Origin of the sequence: Allobosea sp. NPDC003192, assembly GCF_050275675.1 — a bacterium.
Taxonomy (GTDB): domain Bacteria; phylum Pseudomonadota; class Alphaproteobacteria; order Rhizobiales; family Beijerinckiaceae; genus Allobosea.
Genome location: NZ_JBNNPK010000006.1, coordinates 157,735 through 172,050, shown reverse-complemented (window position 1 = coordinate 172,050; position 14,316 = coordinate 157,735). Strand labels below are relative to the sequence as shown.

14 protein-coding genes are annotated in these 14,316 nt (G+C 66.5%); 6 read left to right on the top strand and 8 right to left on the bottom strand.

Translation table 11 applies throughout. From position 1 onward, the window contains the following. Positions 1-8: 8 nt before the first annotated feature. Positions 9-614: an outer membrane protein gene (locus ACQKLX_RS10730; RefSeq protein ID WP_427361566.1), complete on the top strand. Its 606-nt coding sequence runs from the start codon at positions 9-11 to the stop codon at positions 612-614. Between the two features lie 86 nt (positions 615-700). Here the strand turns inward: ACQKLX_RS10730 and ACQKLX_RS10725 are convergent, their stop codons facing one another. Further along, positions 701-1,099 (bottom strand): winged helix-turn-helix transcriptional regulator, encoded by a 399-nt coding sequence (locus ACQKLX_RS10725; RefSeq protein ID WP_427361565.1) that lies wholly within the window; start codon positions 1,097-1,099, stop codon positions 701-703. A gap of 102 nt (positions 1,100-1,201) precedes the next feature. Between ACQKLX_RS10725 and ACQKLX_RS10720 the strand changes: the two genes are divergently transcribed. Beyond that, complete coding sequence (locus ACQKLX_RS10720) at positions 1,202-1,609, top strand: DoxX family protein (protein ID WP_427361564.1); 408 nt, start codon at positions 1,202-1,204, stop codon at positions 1,607-1,609. A gap of 190 nt (positions 1,610-1,799) precedes the next feature. Here ACQKLX_RS10720 and parC read toward each other — a convergent pair whose 3' ends face one another. The 3 genes from parC to ACQKLX_RS10705 all read right to left on the bottom strand — a co-directional run bounded on the left by parC (position 1,800) and on the right by ACQKLX_RS10705 (position 5,719). Continuing rightward, the gene (gene parC, locus ACQKLX_RS10715; protein WP_427361563.1) at positions 1,800-4,046 is read right to left on the bottom strand and encodes a DNA topoisomerase IV subunit A; all 2,247 of its coding nucleotides are present in this window, start codon (positions 4,044-4,046) and stop codon (positions 1,800-1,802) included. 325 nt (positions 4,047-4,371) lie between these two features. Continuing rightward, positions 4,372-5,100: a DNA repair protein RecO gene (recO, locus tag ACQKLX_RS10710; protein ID WP_427361562.1), complete on the bottom strand. Its 729-nt coding sequence runs from the start codon at positions 5,098-5,100 to the stop codon at positions 4,372-4,374. 235 nt (positions 5,101-5,335) lie between these two features. Beyond that, on the bottom strand, positions 5,336-5,719 hold the full coding sequence (locus ACQKLX_RS10705) for a tautomerase family protein (RefSeq protein ID WP_110492686.1): 384 nt from the start codon (positions 5,717-5,719) through the stop codon (positions 5,336-5,338). A gap of 117 nt (positions 5,720-5,836) precedes the next feature. Here ACQKLX_RS10705 and ACQKLX_RS10700 point away from each other — a divergent pair, with 117 nt between their 5' ends. After that, positions 5,837-6,679, top strand: coding sequence for a LysR substrate-binding domain-containing protein (locus tag ACQKLX_RS10700; protein WP_427361561.1), 843 nt, complete (start codon positions 5,837-5,839; stop codon positions 6,677-6,679). Positions 6,680-6,795: 116 nt separating this feature from the next. Here the strand turns inward: ACQKLX_RS10700 and ACQKLX_RS10695 are convergent, their stop codons facing one another. Together ACQKLX_RS10695 and rpoZ are read right to left on the bottom strand one after the other, a co-directional pair. Beyond that, entirely contained in the window at positions 6,796-9,006 is a 2,211-nt protein-coding gene (locus ACQKLX_RS10695; protein WP_427361684.1) for a RelA/SpoT family protein, read from the bottom strand. Positions 9,007-9,178: 172 nt separating this feature from the next. Next, positions 9,179-9,571 carry a DNA-directed RNA polymerase subunit omega gene (gene rpoZ, locus ACQKLX_RS10690; protein WP_092158745.1) on the bottom strand — a complete coding sequence of 131 codons (393 nt, stop codon included), beginning with the start codon at positions 9,569-9,571 and terminating at the stop codon, positions 9,179-9,181. Between the two features lie 157 nt (positions 9,572-9,728). On the opposite strand from rpoZ, the gene ACQKLX_RS10685 reads away from it, so the two are divergent. Continuing rightward, on the top strand, positions 9,729-10,172 hold the full coding sequence (locus tag ACQKLX_RS10685) for a GFA family protein (RefSeq protein ID WP_427361560.1): 444 nt from the start codon (positions 9,729-9,731) through the stop codon (positions 10,170-10,172). A gap of 8 nt (positions 10,173-10,180) precedes the next feature. Here the strand turns inward: ACQKLX_RS10685 and ACQKLX_RS10680 are convergent, their stop codons facing one another. Then, positions 10,181-11,884, bottom strand: coding sequence for an ATP-binding protein (locus ACQKLX_RS10680; RefSeq protein ID WP_427361559.1), 1,704 nt, complete (start codon positions 11,882-11,884; stop codon positions 10,181-10,183). A 202-nt stretch (positions 11,885-12,086) separates the two neighbouring features. Here ACQKLX_RS10680 and ACQKLX_RS10675 point away from each other — a divergent pair, with 202 nt between their 5' ends. Further along, positions 12,087-12,839: a pyridoxine 5'-phosphate synthase gene (locus ACQKLX_RS10675; RefSeq protein ID WP_427361558.1), complete on the top strand. Its 753-nt coding sequence runs from the start codon at positions 12,087-12,089 to the stop codon at positions 12,837-12,839. 9 nt (positions 12,840-12,848) lie between these two features. Beyond that, positions 12,849-13,253: a holo-ACP synthase gene (acpS, locus tag ACQKLX_RS10670; protein ID WP_427361557.1), complete on the top strand. Its 405-nt coding sequence runs from the start codon at positions 12,849-12,851 to the stop codon at positions 13,251-13,253. A gap of 31 nt (positions 13,254-13,284) precedes the next feature. On the opposite strand, the gene aqpZ is transcribed toward acpS, so the two are convergent. Next, positions 13,285-13,995, bottom strand: coding sequence for an aquaporin Z (gene aqpZ / locus ACQKLX_RS10665; protein WP_427361556.1), 711 nt, complete (start codon positions 13,993-13,995; stop codon positions 13,285-13,287). Positions 13,996-14,316: the final 321 nt, after the last annotated feature.

The window sequence follows — 14,316 nt, the reverse complement described above, 5'->3', positions numbered from 1 at the left end:
CCGCACGCATGAGACTTCTTTCAGCCGGCGCGGCCCTGGCCACGCTGATCGCGACCGGCGTCCCGGCGCAGGCTCAGGCCTTCCTGCCGCTCTCCGGCTTCGGCTTCCTGCCCTCCTTCGCCTGGTCGCAGCCGACCCTGTCGCCCGGCGGCGTCCAATGGGAAGGCTCCTACGCCCGCATCTCAAGCGGCTTCCAGGTCACCAGCTCGAAGCATTTCGGCACCTCGGCCGGCCCGGTGATCGGGCTGGAGGGCGGCAAGATGTGGCGCGACGGCGATTTCGTTTACGGCATCGCCGGAGTGCTCGACTTTGCGCCGAGCTTCGGCGGCTACAACAATCCGGGCTTCAACCGCGCGACCTATAGCCGCGATATCGCCGGCGCCTTCCAGCTCAAGGCCGGCGTGTTCGCGACGCCCGACGTGCTTCTCTACACCACCGTCGGGATGTCGGCCGCCAACGAGACCTACCGTTATGGCGCGACCGCGTTCTCGACGCCGTTCTCGCGCTCCGACATCGCTGTCAGGCCAGAGGCGCGCGCCGGCGTGCAATGGGCCGTCACCGACAAGGTGACGCTCGGGCTGGAAGTCGGCGTCATCGGGCCGGAAATCCGCTGAGACGCCGATTCAAGGCGCTGGCGAATTGACTCAGCGGATTGGCCTAACCCATTGATCTGGCAGATGAACCGGTCTCAGCCGCGTTTTCAGCCCGCCAGATTGAGCGAGGCTGCGTGCCTGTCGGACCAGACCCTGATTTCGCGAAAGACGGTGCCGAGATCGCGCGCTGACGGCGTCAGCTCATACTCCACGCGCGGCGGCACCTCCGGATAGATCGTGCGCCTGACGAGGCCGTGCGCTTCCAGATCGCGCAGCTGGGTCGTCAACATGTGCTGGGTGATGCCCGGGATCGAACGGCGCAGCTCGCCGAAGCGCAGAGTGCCTTGCCCCAGCCGCCACAAGATCTCGCCCTTCCACTTGCCGGTCAGGATACGCATGGCGGCGTGAAATTGTTCGACCGCCGCCGCGCTCGGGCAAGTATCTGATTCAACAACGATTTTCGTGCCCGAGCCGAGACTGCCCGGCCCAATAGTCTGATTTTCCATACTATACCATAAATTTCATTCTACTTGTCATTCCGACAGTACCTCCGATGTCATCTCGGCGAAAGCGGCGGGAATGCCCTGCCGCAGTTCTCGGAGACATCGATGTCAGCTACTGAAGTTTCGGAGGCGCCACGCTGGCGCCGGCTTGGCCTGTGGGGCGTCAAGGCGTTGCTTGCCGCGGCCTTCGCAACGGCCGGTGGCGCCAAGCTCGCCGGCCTGCAGCCCATGGTCGAGGTCTTCGACACGATCGGCGTCGGACAATGGTTCCGCTACCTGACCGGGGCGATCGAGCTCGCCGGCGCTGTCGCGTTGCTCCTGCCCGCGCTCGCCGGCTTCGCCGCCCTGCTGCTGACGGCCACGATGGCCGGCGCCGCCCTGGCGCATCTCACGGTCCTGCCGGGCTCGGCACTGCCGGCGCTCGTCCTGCTTGCCCTGTGCCTGCTGGTCGCCAGCGCCCACCGGAGCGAGATCAAGGCCGCGGCCGAACCGATCCTTCTGGGCCGAGACTGAGTCCGACCGTCACGCCGATGCCCGCCCCCACACGACCCGCCTGGAGCAGACCATGTCGCGCCTGATCGCCGCCACCTTGCTCACGCTAACCCTGGCAGCCTGCCACACCACCGATCTCGGTCGCTCGGTCGGCTGGCCCGTGCCACAGCGCACCGTCAGATGACGATGCGACGGCCGCCTCTCGTCCTGGTCAACCCCCGAACTTGTTGTTCTTCGGGAAGCCCTTGGGCGGCAGGCGGCCGGCCTCGGCGCGATGGCCGAGCCACTCCAGCAATTCGGCCTGCGCCACCGTCCAGGTCCGGCCGGAGGTGTCGAGCCAGGTCAGCCCGTCCTCCAGCTTGAAGACCTTGGCGTCCGACAGACCGCCATCCTTGTAGCGCTGCAGTTTGACGCCCTTGCCGCGGCTCATCTCGGCGACCTCGGAGATCGGGAAGCAGAGCAGCTTGCGGTTCTGGCCGATGATCGCGACATGGTCGCCCTCAGCCGGCACGACCAGCATGGCCTCGACCGGCGCATCGACATTCAGCACCTGCTTGCCCTTGCGGGTATTGGCGACGACATCGTCAGTCGGCACGACGAAGCCGCGCCCTTCGGTCGTGGCGACGAGGAGCTTCAGCCCTGCCCTGTAGGGGAAGGCGGCGACGATCTCGGCGCTCTCCTCCAGCTCGATCATCAGCCGGATCGGATCGCCGAAACCGCGACCGCCCGGCAGCTTCGAGGCTTCGAGCGTGAAGACCTTGCCATTGGTCGCCATTACCAGGATCTTCGCGGTGGTCTCGCTGAAGAAGGCGGTGCGGAGCGCATCATCACCTTTGAAGGACAGGGTCGACAGGTCCTGGACGTGGCCCTTCAGCGCCCGGATCCAGCCCTTTTTCGAGATCACCACCGTCACCGGCTCGCGCTCGACCATGGCCTGTGTCAGGTCGATATCGGCGGTATCGGGCATGTCGGCGAAGGTCGTCCGGCGCTTGCCAATCGCCGTCTCCGGACCGAACAGCTTCTTCACCTCGCGGATGTCCCAGGAGATGGTCTTCCACTGCTGCGCCTCGGAGGCGATCAGGCCTTCGATCTGGCCCTTCTCCTTGGTCAGTTCCTCGAACTCGGTCTTGAGCTGCATCTCCTCGAGCTTGCGCAAAGCGCGCAGGCGGGTGTCGAGAATGGCGTTGGCCTGGACCTCGGTGAGTTCGAAGGCTTTCATCAGCTCGATCTTGGGCTCGTCCTCCTCGCGGATGATTTTGATCACCCGGTCGAGATCGAGATAGACGATCAGCAGGCCGGCAAGAATTTCGAGGCGCTTCTCGATCTGGCCGAGGCGGAAGCGCGAGCGCCGGATCAACACCTCGCGGCGGTGGTCGAGCCAGGCGCGCAAGGCCTCGGCGAGGCCGAGCACACGCGGCACCAGCCCGCCGGTCAGCACGTTCATGTTCATCGGAATGCGCGCTTCGAGCTCGGAGAGCCTAAACAGCGATTCCATCATCAGGTTGGCGTCGACATTGCGGGCACGAGGCTCGATGACAATGCGGATATCCTCGGCAGACTCGTCGCGCAGATCGGCGACCAGCGGCAGCTTCCGCTCATTCAGCAGCTCGGCGATCTTCTCGATCAGCCGGCCCTTCGAGACCATGTAGGGGATCTCGGTAACCACCGCGAGCCAGGTACCCCTGCCCTGGTCCTCGACATGCCAGCGCGCTCGCGTGCGGAAGGCGCCGCGGCCGGTCCGGTAGGTCTCGACCATCGAGGAGCGCGACTCGACGATGATGCCGCCGGTCGGGAAATCGGGTCCCGGCACGAAGGTCATCAACTGCTCGGACGTCGTGTCCGGATGCTGGATCAGATAGAGCGCCGCATCGCAGAGCTCGGCGGCGTTGTGCGGCGGAATCGAGGTCGCCATGCCGACCGCAATGCCCTGCGAGCCGTTGGCGAGCAGGTTCGGGAAGGCGGCGGGGAGCACCATCGGCTCCTCGTCCTCGCCGTTATAGGTCTCGCGGAAATCGACCGCGTCCTCCTCGATGCCGTCGAGCAGGAGGCGCGCGACCTCGGTCATGCGCGCTTCGGTGTAGCGGTAGGCGGCGGCGTTATCGCCGTCGATATTGCCGAAATTGCCCTGGCCATCGACGAGCGGGTAGCGCTGGGCGAAGTCCTGCGCCAGGCGCACCAGCGCGTCATAGACCGACTGGTCGCCATGCGGGTGGAACTTGCCGATGACGTCGCCGACGATGCGGGCGCACTTCTTGTGGACCTGGCCGGGATCGAGCCGGAGCAGGCGCATGGCGTGCAGGATGCGGCGATGGACGGGCTTCAAACCGTCGCGTGCATCCGGCAAGGCGCGGTGCATGATCGTCGACAGCGCATAGGCGAGATAGCGCTCCTCGAGCGCGCTCTTCAGATCGACGCGTTCGGCTTCCTCCTCCGGAGGCGGCTCGACGGGTTTGCCCATGCTTCTACTGACCTTCGAATCTGTGGCGCGTCGTCATTCCGAGGCAGCGCGAAGCGCTGAGCCCGGAACCCATGAACACTGCCCCGACCCGTCATGGTCGGGCTTGTCCCGACCATCCACGTCTTCGCCCGGTGGGTCGGGCGTGGCGTTCAAGACGTGGATGCTCGCCACAAGGGCGAGCATGACGGCACTGGACTGGCGTCGTATTCATGGGTTCCGGGCTCACTGCTGCGCAGCGCCCCGGAAAGACGCGCGAATCACCTGTTGCACAATGCCTGTGGAAAGGCAGCAACGCAAAACGTCGCCGCCCAAAAACCAGCGGAAATCAGTGGATTCTTGCCGCCAGCTCCAGCAGGCGCGCCCGCTCGGGCGGCTCCATCAGGCCGCGTGGCTCGTAGAGGTCGCGGCGCAGGAAGAAGCCGGTCAACGCAAAGCCCGCGGCGATCTCGGCTGGGCCCGGCCGTCGCGCGCCCTGGCCCTCGCTGAGAAAGGCCGGCAGGCTGAAAAGCCGGTCGAGATAGGGCTCGGCGGCCTTGCGGCTCACGGCCTTGCCGGATTTCGGCGAAACATGGGTGAGGTCCTCGCGCAGGCCCGTGACGGCGCAGCGTTCGAGCGAGAGCCCGTAGCCGAGCTCGGAGAGCATGGCGAGCTCGAAGCGCACCATCAGCGCCGGCGCGATCGCGATCTCGTCGAGATGGGCGAGCAGCACCGAGAGACCCTCATAGAGCCCGGGATGCGGATCGCGCTCCGGCAGCAGCCGCAGCAGGCCGGCGACATTGGCGAGGCCATAGAGGGCGACCGGCTGGGCCATCAAACGCGCCGCATGAGAGGTCAGGAGCTCGACCTTGTACTCGCCGAGATGCTCGTCGAGCCGAGCCCGCCAGTTGAGCGAGACGAAATTGCCGGGCTGCAGCACCGGCTGCTGCTTGCTGGAGCGGCCGCCGCGCACGAGGCCGAGATGGCGACCATGATCGCGCGTCATCACCTCCAGGATCACGGCGCTTTCGCCATGCCGCCTGACGCCGATGATCGTGCCCTCGTCGCTCCATTCCATGCGGGGAGAGTTAGAGCGAATAGGGGGGATGTTTCCAGTGCTGTCGCGCGCGACAGTGTCAGCAGGGGCGGGGGATCCCCTCTCCTGGAAGGAGAGGGGTGGGGGTGAGGTGTTCGGGAGAGAAATCGTGAGTCTGAGTTAAGCCGCGCGGTGAGCGTTTAGGGAGCTGGTCTGACCACCTACACCTCACCCTGCCCTCTCCTTCCAGGAGAGGGTTCCCCGCGCCCTCTTCGGCTCACGCCACGTACTGCGCGATGCCGCCGCCGAAGGACCAGTCCTCGCGCTTGACCTCGACGAGGTTGATGAAGATGTCGTCGGGCTTCAAGCCCGGCTCCTTCTGCAGGTTCTCGGCGATGGCGGCATAGAGCGCCTTCTTCTGGGTGACGCCTCGGGTATTGGCGACGGTCAGCTGGATGATCACCAGCGCATCGCTGCGATTGAAGCCGAAATAGTTGTTGTCGAAGATGAATTCCTCTGCCTCGTGCTGGTGCACCACGGCGAAGAGGTCGTTCTCCGGCACCTCGAAGGTGGTGCGCAAGGCGCGATAGACGCCATCGACGATAGCGGCGGGATGCGAGGCCGGACGGCCGCGGCGCATCGAAATCCGGATCAGAGGCATGACAGGCTCCATAGGACAGGGCGGTCTCTGCCGCCGACGCCTGCGAAACTAGGCTTGTTCATTTCATCTGAAAACTGTATCTTTGATGATATCAATAATCTGATTTTGCAATCAAAGATGAGCAACACACTCGATCTCGACGGCGTCAGCGCCTTCCTTCATGCAGCCGAACTCTCCAGCTTCACCCGTGCCGCCGAGGCGCTCGGCACGGCGCAATCTCTCATCAGCACACGGGTCAAAAAGCTGGAGGAGGCGCTCGGGCAAATGCTGCTGCAGCGGCATCCGCGGCTGGTGCGATTGACGGCCGAGGGCGAGCGCTTCCTGCCGGCGGCGCGCGAGCTGATGGCGGCGCATGAGCGCGCGCGGACCTCGTTCCAGCAGGTGCAGGAGCGCATCAGCATCGGCATCAGCGAACAGGCGGTCGGGGCCGACGCCCCTGCCCTGCTGGCGCGGCTAGCCAAGCATGACCCCTCGCTGGTGATCGGCCTGCGGATCGAGCCCTCCGCCGCGCTCGACACCGCCTTCGAGCGCGGCGAGCTCGATGTCGCGGTGATCCGCCGACTTGGGTCCGGGCGCACCGGCGAGGTGCTGCGCCGCGACGCCTTCGGCTGGTTCGGCGCGCCCTCGCTGGCGAAGCCGGACGGGCCGGTGCCGCTGGTCAGCCTGATGCCGGAATGCCGCCTGCGCCGCCACGCCATGGATGCGCTCGACCGCGTCGGCCTGCCCTGGCGCGAGGCCTTCATCGGCGGCGGCATGGCGGCGGTGCTGGCCGCGGTCGAGGGCGGGCTCGGCGTCTCGCCGCTGGCTGCGCGGATCGCGCCGCGCGGTGCGGTCGATCTCGGGCCGGACTGGGGGTTGCCGGCGCTCGACACCTTCGAGGTCGTGCTGCGCAGCAATGTCGCGACGCCGCGCGCCAACGCCTTCGTCAGGGAGCTCGCCGCGGCGTTCCGGGCGGGGTGAAGGCCGCATCCCGTCATTGCGAGAAGCGAAGCGACGAAGCAATCCAGGGGCGGCAGAGCACTACGTCTCCCTGGATTGCTTCGCTGCGCTCGCAATGACGATGAAGGCTGGCGCGTCTAAGCCACCACCCGCTCGACCCGGCTGATCACCCGCTTCTCGCGCAATTCGCTGATGATCGCGCTGAGGTGCTTCAGGTCCCAGACCGTCAGGTCGATGGTGACGTCGGTGAAGTCCGGCGTCGGGCGCACCATCGAGACCGCGTCGATATTGCCGTCATGCTCGGCGATGGTGGTGGTGATCTGGGCCAGCGAGCCCGGCTCGTTGATCGAATTGAGCTGGATGCGCGCCGGGAAGCGCTGCGGGCGCTTCTCGTCGAGGTCCCAGCGCACATCGAGCCAGCGCTCCGGCTCGTTGTCGAAGGCGGCGAGCGAAGGCGACTGGATCGGGTAGATCGTCACCGCCTCGCCCGGCGTCAGGATGCCGACGATCCGGTCGCCCGGCACAGCGCCGCCGCCCGGCGCAAAACGCACAGGCAGATCGCCGCCGAGGCCGCGGATCGGGATGGCGTCGCTGCCCGGCGTCTCGTTCGGCAGCTTGAATTTGAGATTCTCGCCCTGGCGCAGTTCGAACCAGCCCTTGCCGGGCGGGGGCGCCTTGGCTTCGCCGCCTGTCGCGCGCTTCTCCGGCTCAAGATCGGGATAGACCGCCCGAACCACGTCGCCGGAGAACATCTCGCCGCGCCCGACCGCCGCGAGCACGTCGTCGACCGCCGTGCGGGCGAGCCGCTTCAGCGCCGCCTTGAGCTTATCATCCGAGAACGGGCGTTCGGCTCGCATGAAGGCGCGTTCGAGGATCTGGCGGCCGAGCCCGGCATATTGCCGGCGCACGGCGACGCGCGTGGCGCGGCGGATGGCGGCGCGAGCCTTGCCGGTGACAACAAGCGATTCCCAGGCGGCCGGCGGCGCCTGCCCCTCGGCGCGGGTGATCTCGACTTCGTCGCCGTTCTGCAATTCGGTCAGCAAAGGCGCGATCCGGCCGTTGATCTTGGCGCCGACCGCGGTGTTGCCGACATCGGTATGGACCGCATAGGCGAAGTCGATCGGCGTCGCCCCGCGCGGCAGGGCGATCAGGCGGCCCTTGGGCGTGAAGCAGAAGACCTGGTCATGGAAGAGCTCGAGCTTGGTGTGCTCGAGGAATTCCTCGGGATTGTCGCCCTCGGCCAGCAGGTCGACGGTACGGCGCAGCCATTGATAGGCGCGGCTCTCGTCGGCGGCGGCGACGACGCCGGCGGTGCGGCCATCCTTGTAGCGGGCATGGGCGGCGATGCCGAATTCGGCGACACGATCCATGCCGTCGGTGCGGATCTGCAGTTCGACGCGCTGGCGGCCAGGGCCGACCACAGTGGTGTGCAGCGAGCGATAATCGTTCTGCTTCGGCGTCGAGATGTAGTCTTTGTAACGGTTCGGCACCATCGGCCAGGTCATGTGGACGATGCCGAGGACGCGGTAGCAGTCCTCCGGCTTGTCGACGATGACGCGGAAGCCGAAGATATCGGAGAGCTGTTCGAAGGAGACGGATTTGCGCTCCATCTTCTTCCAGATCGAATAGGGCCGCTTGCGCCGGCCATAGACCTGCGCCTCGATGCCGCGCTCGGCCAACTTGGTCTTGAGGTCGCTCTCGATCTCGCCGATGACCTTGCCCTCGCGCTGGGTCACCTCCTCCAGCCGCTTGGTGATGGTGGCGTGCGCTTCCGGCTTGATATGGCGGAAAGCGAGTTCCTCCAGCTCCTCACGCAGTTCCTGCATGCCCATGCGGCCGGCGAGCGGCGCGTAGATCTCGATCGTCTCCTCGGCGACGCGCAGACGCTTCTCCGGCGGCACATAGTGCAGCGTGCGCATGTTGTGCAGCCGGTCGGCGAGCTTCACCAGGAGGACGCGGATATCGTCGACGATAGCGAGCAGCAGCTTGCGGAAGTTCTCGCCCTGCGCCGCCTTCTTCGAAACGAGGTCGAGCTTCTTGATCTTGGTCAGCCCGTCGACGAGGCGGCGGATATCGGGCCCGAACAGGGTCTCGATCTCCTCCAGCGTCGCTTCGGTATCCTCGACCGTGTCGTGCAGGACGGCGGCAACGATGGTGGCGTCGTCGAGCTTGAGCTCGGTCAGGATCGCCGCGACTTCGAGCGGATGGGCGAAGAACGGGTCGCCCGAGGCGCGCTTCTGCGTGCCGTGCGCACGCATGGCGTAGACATAGGCGCGGTTGAGCAGCTCCTCGTCGGTATTCGGGTTGTAGCGCTTGACCCTGTCGACAAGCTCATATTGCCGCATCATGCCCATGCGGGCCGTACTCCGACGCTCAGTTCAGGGGGATTCGTGTTCAATTGAATTCGTTCAATATCGCCATGTCATCGGCCCTGCGGCAAGACGTATCGACGCGTGCCGGGCATGAAAAAAGCCCGGCAGAGCCGGGCTTTAGCAGATATCGTCAACGCTTTCCGACAGCTCAGTCCTCGTCGTCGGCGCTCTCGGTCGGCGGGACGAGCCCGTCGAGGCCGCGCAGCAGATCGTCCTCGCTCATGCGGTCGAACTGGATCTCGGAATCGGGCGTCGCCGCGCTCGGCTGGCTGCTGGTCAGCAGCGGCACCGTGTCGGCTTCCGGCTCGTCGACCTCGACATGCTTCTGCAGCGAGTGGATCAGGTCTTCCTTGAGATCCTCAGGAGTGAGCTTCTCGTCGGCGATTTCGCGCAGGGCGACGACCGGATTCTTGTCGTTGTCGCGCGGGACGAGAATCGAGGAGCCGGAGGCGATCATGCGAGCGCGATGGCTCGCAAGCAGAACCAGCTCGAAGCGGTTCTCGACCTTGTCGATGCAATCCTCAACGGTGACGCGAGCCATTCGCGGCTCCTTCTGATCTTGCGCGATGCGATGGAAAGGTTGAACGGCGCTCATACAGGCTGACGCGGACGGATGCAAGAATTTCGCTCCTGCCACGCAAGCGCGGCGGCCGCTGCTTGAATGCCGCGAATGACGGCGCTACCGCGAAGGGGGCACCTTGACCGATTCATCCTCGTCCAGCGTTCGCAGGCTGTCCGGCCAGTGCTTCTGCGGCCAGGTGTCCTACAGCGTCACCGACGCCTTCGATTACGCGATGAACTGCCATTGTTCGCAGTGCCGCCGGACCACGGGAGCAGCCTTCAAGCCGTTCGCCGGCATTGCGAAGCAAGAGCTCGAGATCACGCAGGGCGCCGACGCCTTGCTGCGCTACGGCAGCGACGAAACCCATGACGTCCATTGCAGGCGCTGCGGCTCGTTGCTGTACTCCGTGGTCCGCGAGGGTGCTTTCGTCCATGTCACCCTGGGCACGCTGACCGATACGCCCAGGATCAGGCCGACGGCGCATATCTTCGCCGGGTCCAAGGCACCATGGTTCGAGATCACCGATGCCCTGCCGCAATATGTCGCGTTCCCGGACGGCCCGCTCGTCGCGCCCGGCTGACGGCAGCTTCAGAGCCCGCGCAGGCGCGCAACCAGTTCCTCGACCAAGGGCTCGCGCTGCTCCGCCTGCGACGGCAGCCGACCGGCCATAGCCGGCAGCTCGTCCTGCCGCTGCTCGGAAAAGCGCATGCGCATCGTCGTAGCCACCGCCTCGCCGAAGGCGATCGCCTCGCGGTTCCCGATCGAGGAGAGGAAGGCGATGGTGCTGGCCGAGGCGTCGGCGATCGCGGCGCGGATGATCTCCTGGTCGCGGTCATTGCCGAGGCGCATGGCAAAGACGGTCGAGCATTGCGACAGGATGGTCGGATCGAGCTCGCCGGGGCGTTGCGTCACAACGCCGAGATAGGCTCCGTACTTCCGGCCTTCCTTGGCAATGCGGGCGATGGCCTGGCGCGTCGGCGCGAAGCCGAGCGCCGGGTCCTGCGGCACGTAGCGATGAGCCTCTTCGCAGAGCAGCAGGATTTCGTAGCTGCCGCGGCTGGCCATGGCCAGATCGAAGGCGAGCCGCGCCAGGCTGGAGGCGACCGCATTGACCACCTCCGCCGGCAACCCGGCGAGCTGGAACACGGTGATCGGGCGGCCCCGATGCGGCACGCGGAAGATCTGGCTGATCACCGGTGCGATCGTCTCCATGCTGTTGGCATGGGCGAAGAGGAAGCCGTAGCGCGGATCGCCGTACAGCGTCTCCAGCCGCACCCTGAGCGCGCGCAGGGTCAGACGCGGATAGCGGACCTCGTGCAGGCCGATCAGTTCGTCGATCGCGGCGAAAAGGTCGGCGAGCCGGTAAGGCGCCGCGAGTTCGGCCGCACCACCGGCTTCGCCAGGCTTGCGCGCACTGGAATCGAGCGGCCGCTTCAATACGCTGCTGCCGAGGTCTCGCGCCATGTCGTGGGCGGAGGTGACGCGGTAGCGGCTGCGGGCCACTGCGATGACCTCGCGCAGGATCTCTGCCTCGTCCTCCAATGGCGGACGGCCGCGGAAGACGATGTCGGCGAACTCCTCGAAACGGAACAGCCAAAACGGCAGATCGACGGTGCTGGCATCGATCCGCGCCGAATTGTCGGGAAAGGCATGGGCGTATTCGTTGTGCGGATCGAGGATCAGCACGCGCAGATTGGCCTTGGCCGCGACCGCCTTGCGCAGCATCAGCGCAACGGCGCTCGACTTGCCGACGCCGGTGGTGCCGAGCACGGCGAAATGGCGCGAGAGCAGGCGCTCGATGTCGACGCTCGCCGCGACGCTTGCGTCCTGGGTTAGAGAGCCGAGGACGACGCCCTTGCGCTCCCCGAGATCATGGATGAGCTCGAGGTCGCGCGAGCGGATACGATGCGCCAGCGCGCCGATCGGCGGGTAGGCGGTGATGCCACTGTCAAAGCGAGCGGTCCCGTTCTCGCCGTCGACGACTTCGCCGAGCAGCTCGACCTCGACTGCGACGGCATTGGCACCGGCCTCGTTCCAGGCCAGGTCCAGCGCGCGCATCTCGTAGACCAGCCCGACGACGCGGCTTTTTCCGAGATTGATCGAAAGCAGACGACCGATGGCACAACCATCCAGCGCACCGGACGCCGTTCCCGAAGCGCTCGCCGCAATGGTGGCGCGCGAGCCGGAGCAGGCGATCACGCGGCCGAGCGCGCGATCGGCCGGCTGGTTCGCATCGCGCCGGTCCGGCGTGATCTTCGTCTCGAACTGACTGTTGTTCGCGGGAAGCTGCATGATGCTGTCGAAACGTTTCCGGAGGCCCGCGAGGCTAAAGTCCCGGGCTTAACAACAGTCACGCCGCATGTTTCGCGAGACGACTTCAAGACACACGCAATACGAGCGTCGATCGATCAAGAATGCTGACGGCGTCGATCACATCCCTTGCCTTGAACCTGCGCGAGACGCGGCGTAGACGGCAAAGGACGAGGGGGCGACGATGACCAAGAACCGCTTGCGCCTGGGCGTGAATATCGACCATGTCGCGACCGTGCGGAATGCCCGCGGCGGCGCCCTGCCCGATCCGGTACGCGCTGCCCTTCTCGCAGTGGCTGCCGGCGCCGACGGCATCACCGCCCACTTGCGCGAAGACCGGCGCCATATCCGCGACGCCGACATGCAAAGGCTCGCGAGCGAGCTCTCCAAGCCGCTGAATTTCGAGATGGCCGCGACAGCGGAGATGATCGGCCTCGCCGAGAGGTTCAAGCCGCATGCCGCCTGCCTCGTGCCGGAGAAGCGCGAGGAACGCACCACCGAAGGCGGGCTCGACGTGGTCGGCCAGGCGCAGGCGCTGGCCGCTCCGATCGCCCGGCTGAAGGCAGCCGGCTGCCGCGTCTCGCTGTTCATCGAGGCCGACGAGGCGCCAATCGCGATGGCGGCCAAGCTTGGCGCGCCGGTGGTCGAGTTGCATACCGGCACCTGGTGCCATGCCGTCGCCGACGGCCATGCCGACAAGGCCGAGGCGGAATTCCAGCGGCTCGCCAACGGCGCGGCCTTCGCCGCCTCGCTCGGGCTGGAGGTCCATGCCGGCCACGGGCTCGACTACGACACGGCGCGCAAGCTCGCCGGCGTTCCGGACTTCGTCGAGTTCAACATCGGGCATTTCCTGGTCGGCGAAGCGATTTTCGTCGGCTTCGAAACCGCGATCGCCGTGATGCGGCGGGCGATGGACGAGGGGCGAGCGGCCAGCTAAACCGGCCGTATGATCCTCGGCATCGGCTCCGATCTCTGCGACATCCGTCGCATCGAGAACTCGCTCGCCCGCTTCGGCGAGCGCTTCACGCAGCGCATCTTCACAGCAGGCGAGCAGGCGAAATCCGACCGCCGTGCCACCCGCGCCGCCTCCTATGCCCGCCGCTTCGCCGCCAAGGAGGCCTGCTCGAAGGCGCTCGGCACCGGCATCAGGTCGGGCGTGTTCTGGCGCGACATGGAAGTGGTGAACCTGCCGAGCGGTCGGCCGACCATGCGGCTCACCGGCGGCGCAGCGGCGCGTCTCGCCGAAATGACACCGCCCGGCCATGAAGCGGTCCTGCACGTCTCCCTGACCGATGACCCGCCGCTGGCCCAGGCCTTCGTGGTGATCGAGGCCAGGCCCGTCCAGGCCTGACCTCGGATTGCGGATATCGCGCGGTCTTACGTCAGCCGGTGACCTGCTCCTGCGACTCACCGCTCAGCCAGCGATAGATCACGCCGCCAAGCACGCCGCCGATGATCGGCGCCAGCCAGAACAGCCAGAGCTGCTGCAGGGCCCAGCCGCCGACGAACAGCGCCGGGCCGGTCGAGCGGGCCGGGTTCACCGAGGTGTTGGTGACCGGGATGCTGACGAGGTGGATCAGAGCGAGGCCGAGGCCAATGGCGAGCGGGGCGAAGCCGGCCGGCGCCTTGCCATGGGTCGCGCCCATGATGATGAACAGGAACATCATGGTCATCACGACTTCGGTCAGGAAGGCCGAGGCCAGGCCGTACTTGCCGGGCGAATGCTCGCCATAGCCGTTTGAGGCGAAGCCCTTGGCGAGGTCGAAGCCGGGCGCGCCGACCGCGATGAAATAGAGCACGGTGGCGGCGAGGATGGCGCCGACGACCTGGGCGACGATGTAGGGCACCACCTGCCCCGCCGGGAAGCGCCCGCCGGCGGCAAGGCCGATGGTGACGGCCGGGTTGAGATGACAGCCGGAAATATGACCGATCGAGTAAGCCATGGTGACGACGGTCAGACCGAACGCGAGAGACACGCCAAGCAACCCGATGCCGACCTGCGGAAAGCCCGCCGCTATCACGGCGCTGCCGCAGCCGGCGAAGGTCAGCCAGAAGGTTCCGATCACCTCTGCGACATAATTTCTCGTGCTCATGTCGATTCGCCCATTGGTTGCGATCACAGGACTGTGATCGCGGTGCAACCCAGCGTCAATCTGGCGCAGATGCGGGTCGGCAGAGCAACCGGCGCAGGCCGCGGCGGGCATCGCTCTCCACTGACCAGGCCGTTGCCTTGGCCCGGCCCCGGCAGCACTCGCAGGTTCGCCCTGCGCTGCGGGCACCCCCAGGGGGCTTTTCGTCGCCCGCCCCTGGGAGTACGGCACGACGGCGTCCGGCCCGTGCAACGGCCGGTCGGCCTTCCCATATCGCGCCCGCGTTGTCCGACGCCCGATAGTCGGCTAGACCGCGCAGTTGAA

Excerpts from the sequence above, each read along its gene's own strand:
- ACQKLX_RS10695 (WP_427361684.1), bottom strand. The coding sequence starts at position 9,006 with ATGATGCGGCAATATGAGCTTGTCGACAGGGTCAAGCGCTACAACCCG.
- aqpZ (WP_427361556.1), bottom strand. The coding sequence starts at position 13,995 with ATGAGCACGAGAAATTATGTCGCAGAGGTGATCGGAACCTTCTGGCTG.
- recO (WP_427361562.1), bottom strand. The coding sequence starts at position 5,100 with ATGGAATGGAGCGACGAGGGCACGATCATCGGCGTCAGGCGGCATGGC.
- ACQKLX_RS10700 (WP_427361561.1), top strand. The coding sequence starts at position 5,837 with ATGAGCAACACACTCGATCTCGACGGCGTCAGCGCCTTCCTTCATGCA.
- ACQKLX_RS10705 (WP_110492686.1), bottom strand. The coding sequence starts at position 5,719 with ATGCCTCTGATCCGGATTTCGATGCGCCGCGGCCGTCCGGCCTCGCAT.
- ACQKLX_RS10675 (WP_427361558.1), top strand. The coding sequence starts at position 12,087 with ATGACCAAGAACCGCTTGCGCCTGGGCGTGAATATCGACCATGTCGCG.
- rpoZ (WP_092158745.1), bottom strand. The coding sequence starts at position 9,571 with ATGGCTCGCGTCACCGTTGAGGATTGCATCGACAAGGTCGAGAACCGC.
- parC (WP_427361563.1), bottom strand. The coding sequence starts at position 4,046 with ATGGGCAAACCCGTCGAGCCGCCTCCGGAGGAGGAAGCCGAACGCGTC.
- ACQKLX_RS10680 (WP_427361559.1), bottom strand. The coding sequence starts at position 11,884 with ATGCAGCTTCCCGCGAACAACAGTCAGTTCGAGACGAAGATCACGCCG.
- ACQKLX_RS10720 (WP_427361564.1), top strand. The coding sequence starts at position 1,202 with ATGTCAGCTACTGAAGTTTCGGAGGCGCCACGCTGGCGCCGGCTTGGC.
- acpS (WP_427361557.1), top strand. The coding sequence starts at position 12,849 with ATGATCCTCGGCATCGGCTCCGATCTCTGCGACATCCGTCGCATCGAG.
- ACQKLX_RS10730 (WP_427361566.1), top strand. The coding sequence starts at position 9 with ATGAGACTTCTTTCAGCCGGCGCGGCCCTGGCCACGCTGATCGCGACC.
- ACQKLX_RS10725 (WP_427361565.1), bottom strand. The coding sequence starts at position 1,099 with ATGGAAAATCAGACTATTGGGCCGGGCAGTCTCGGCTCGGGCACGAAA.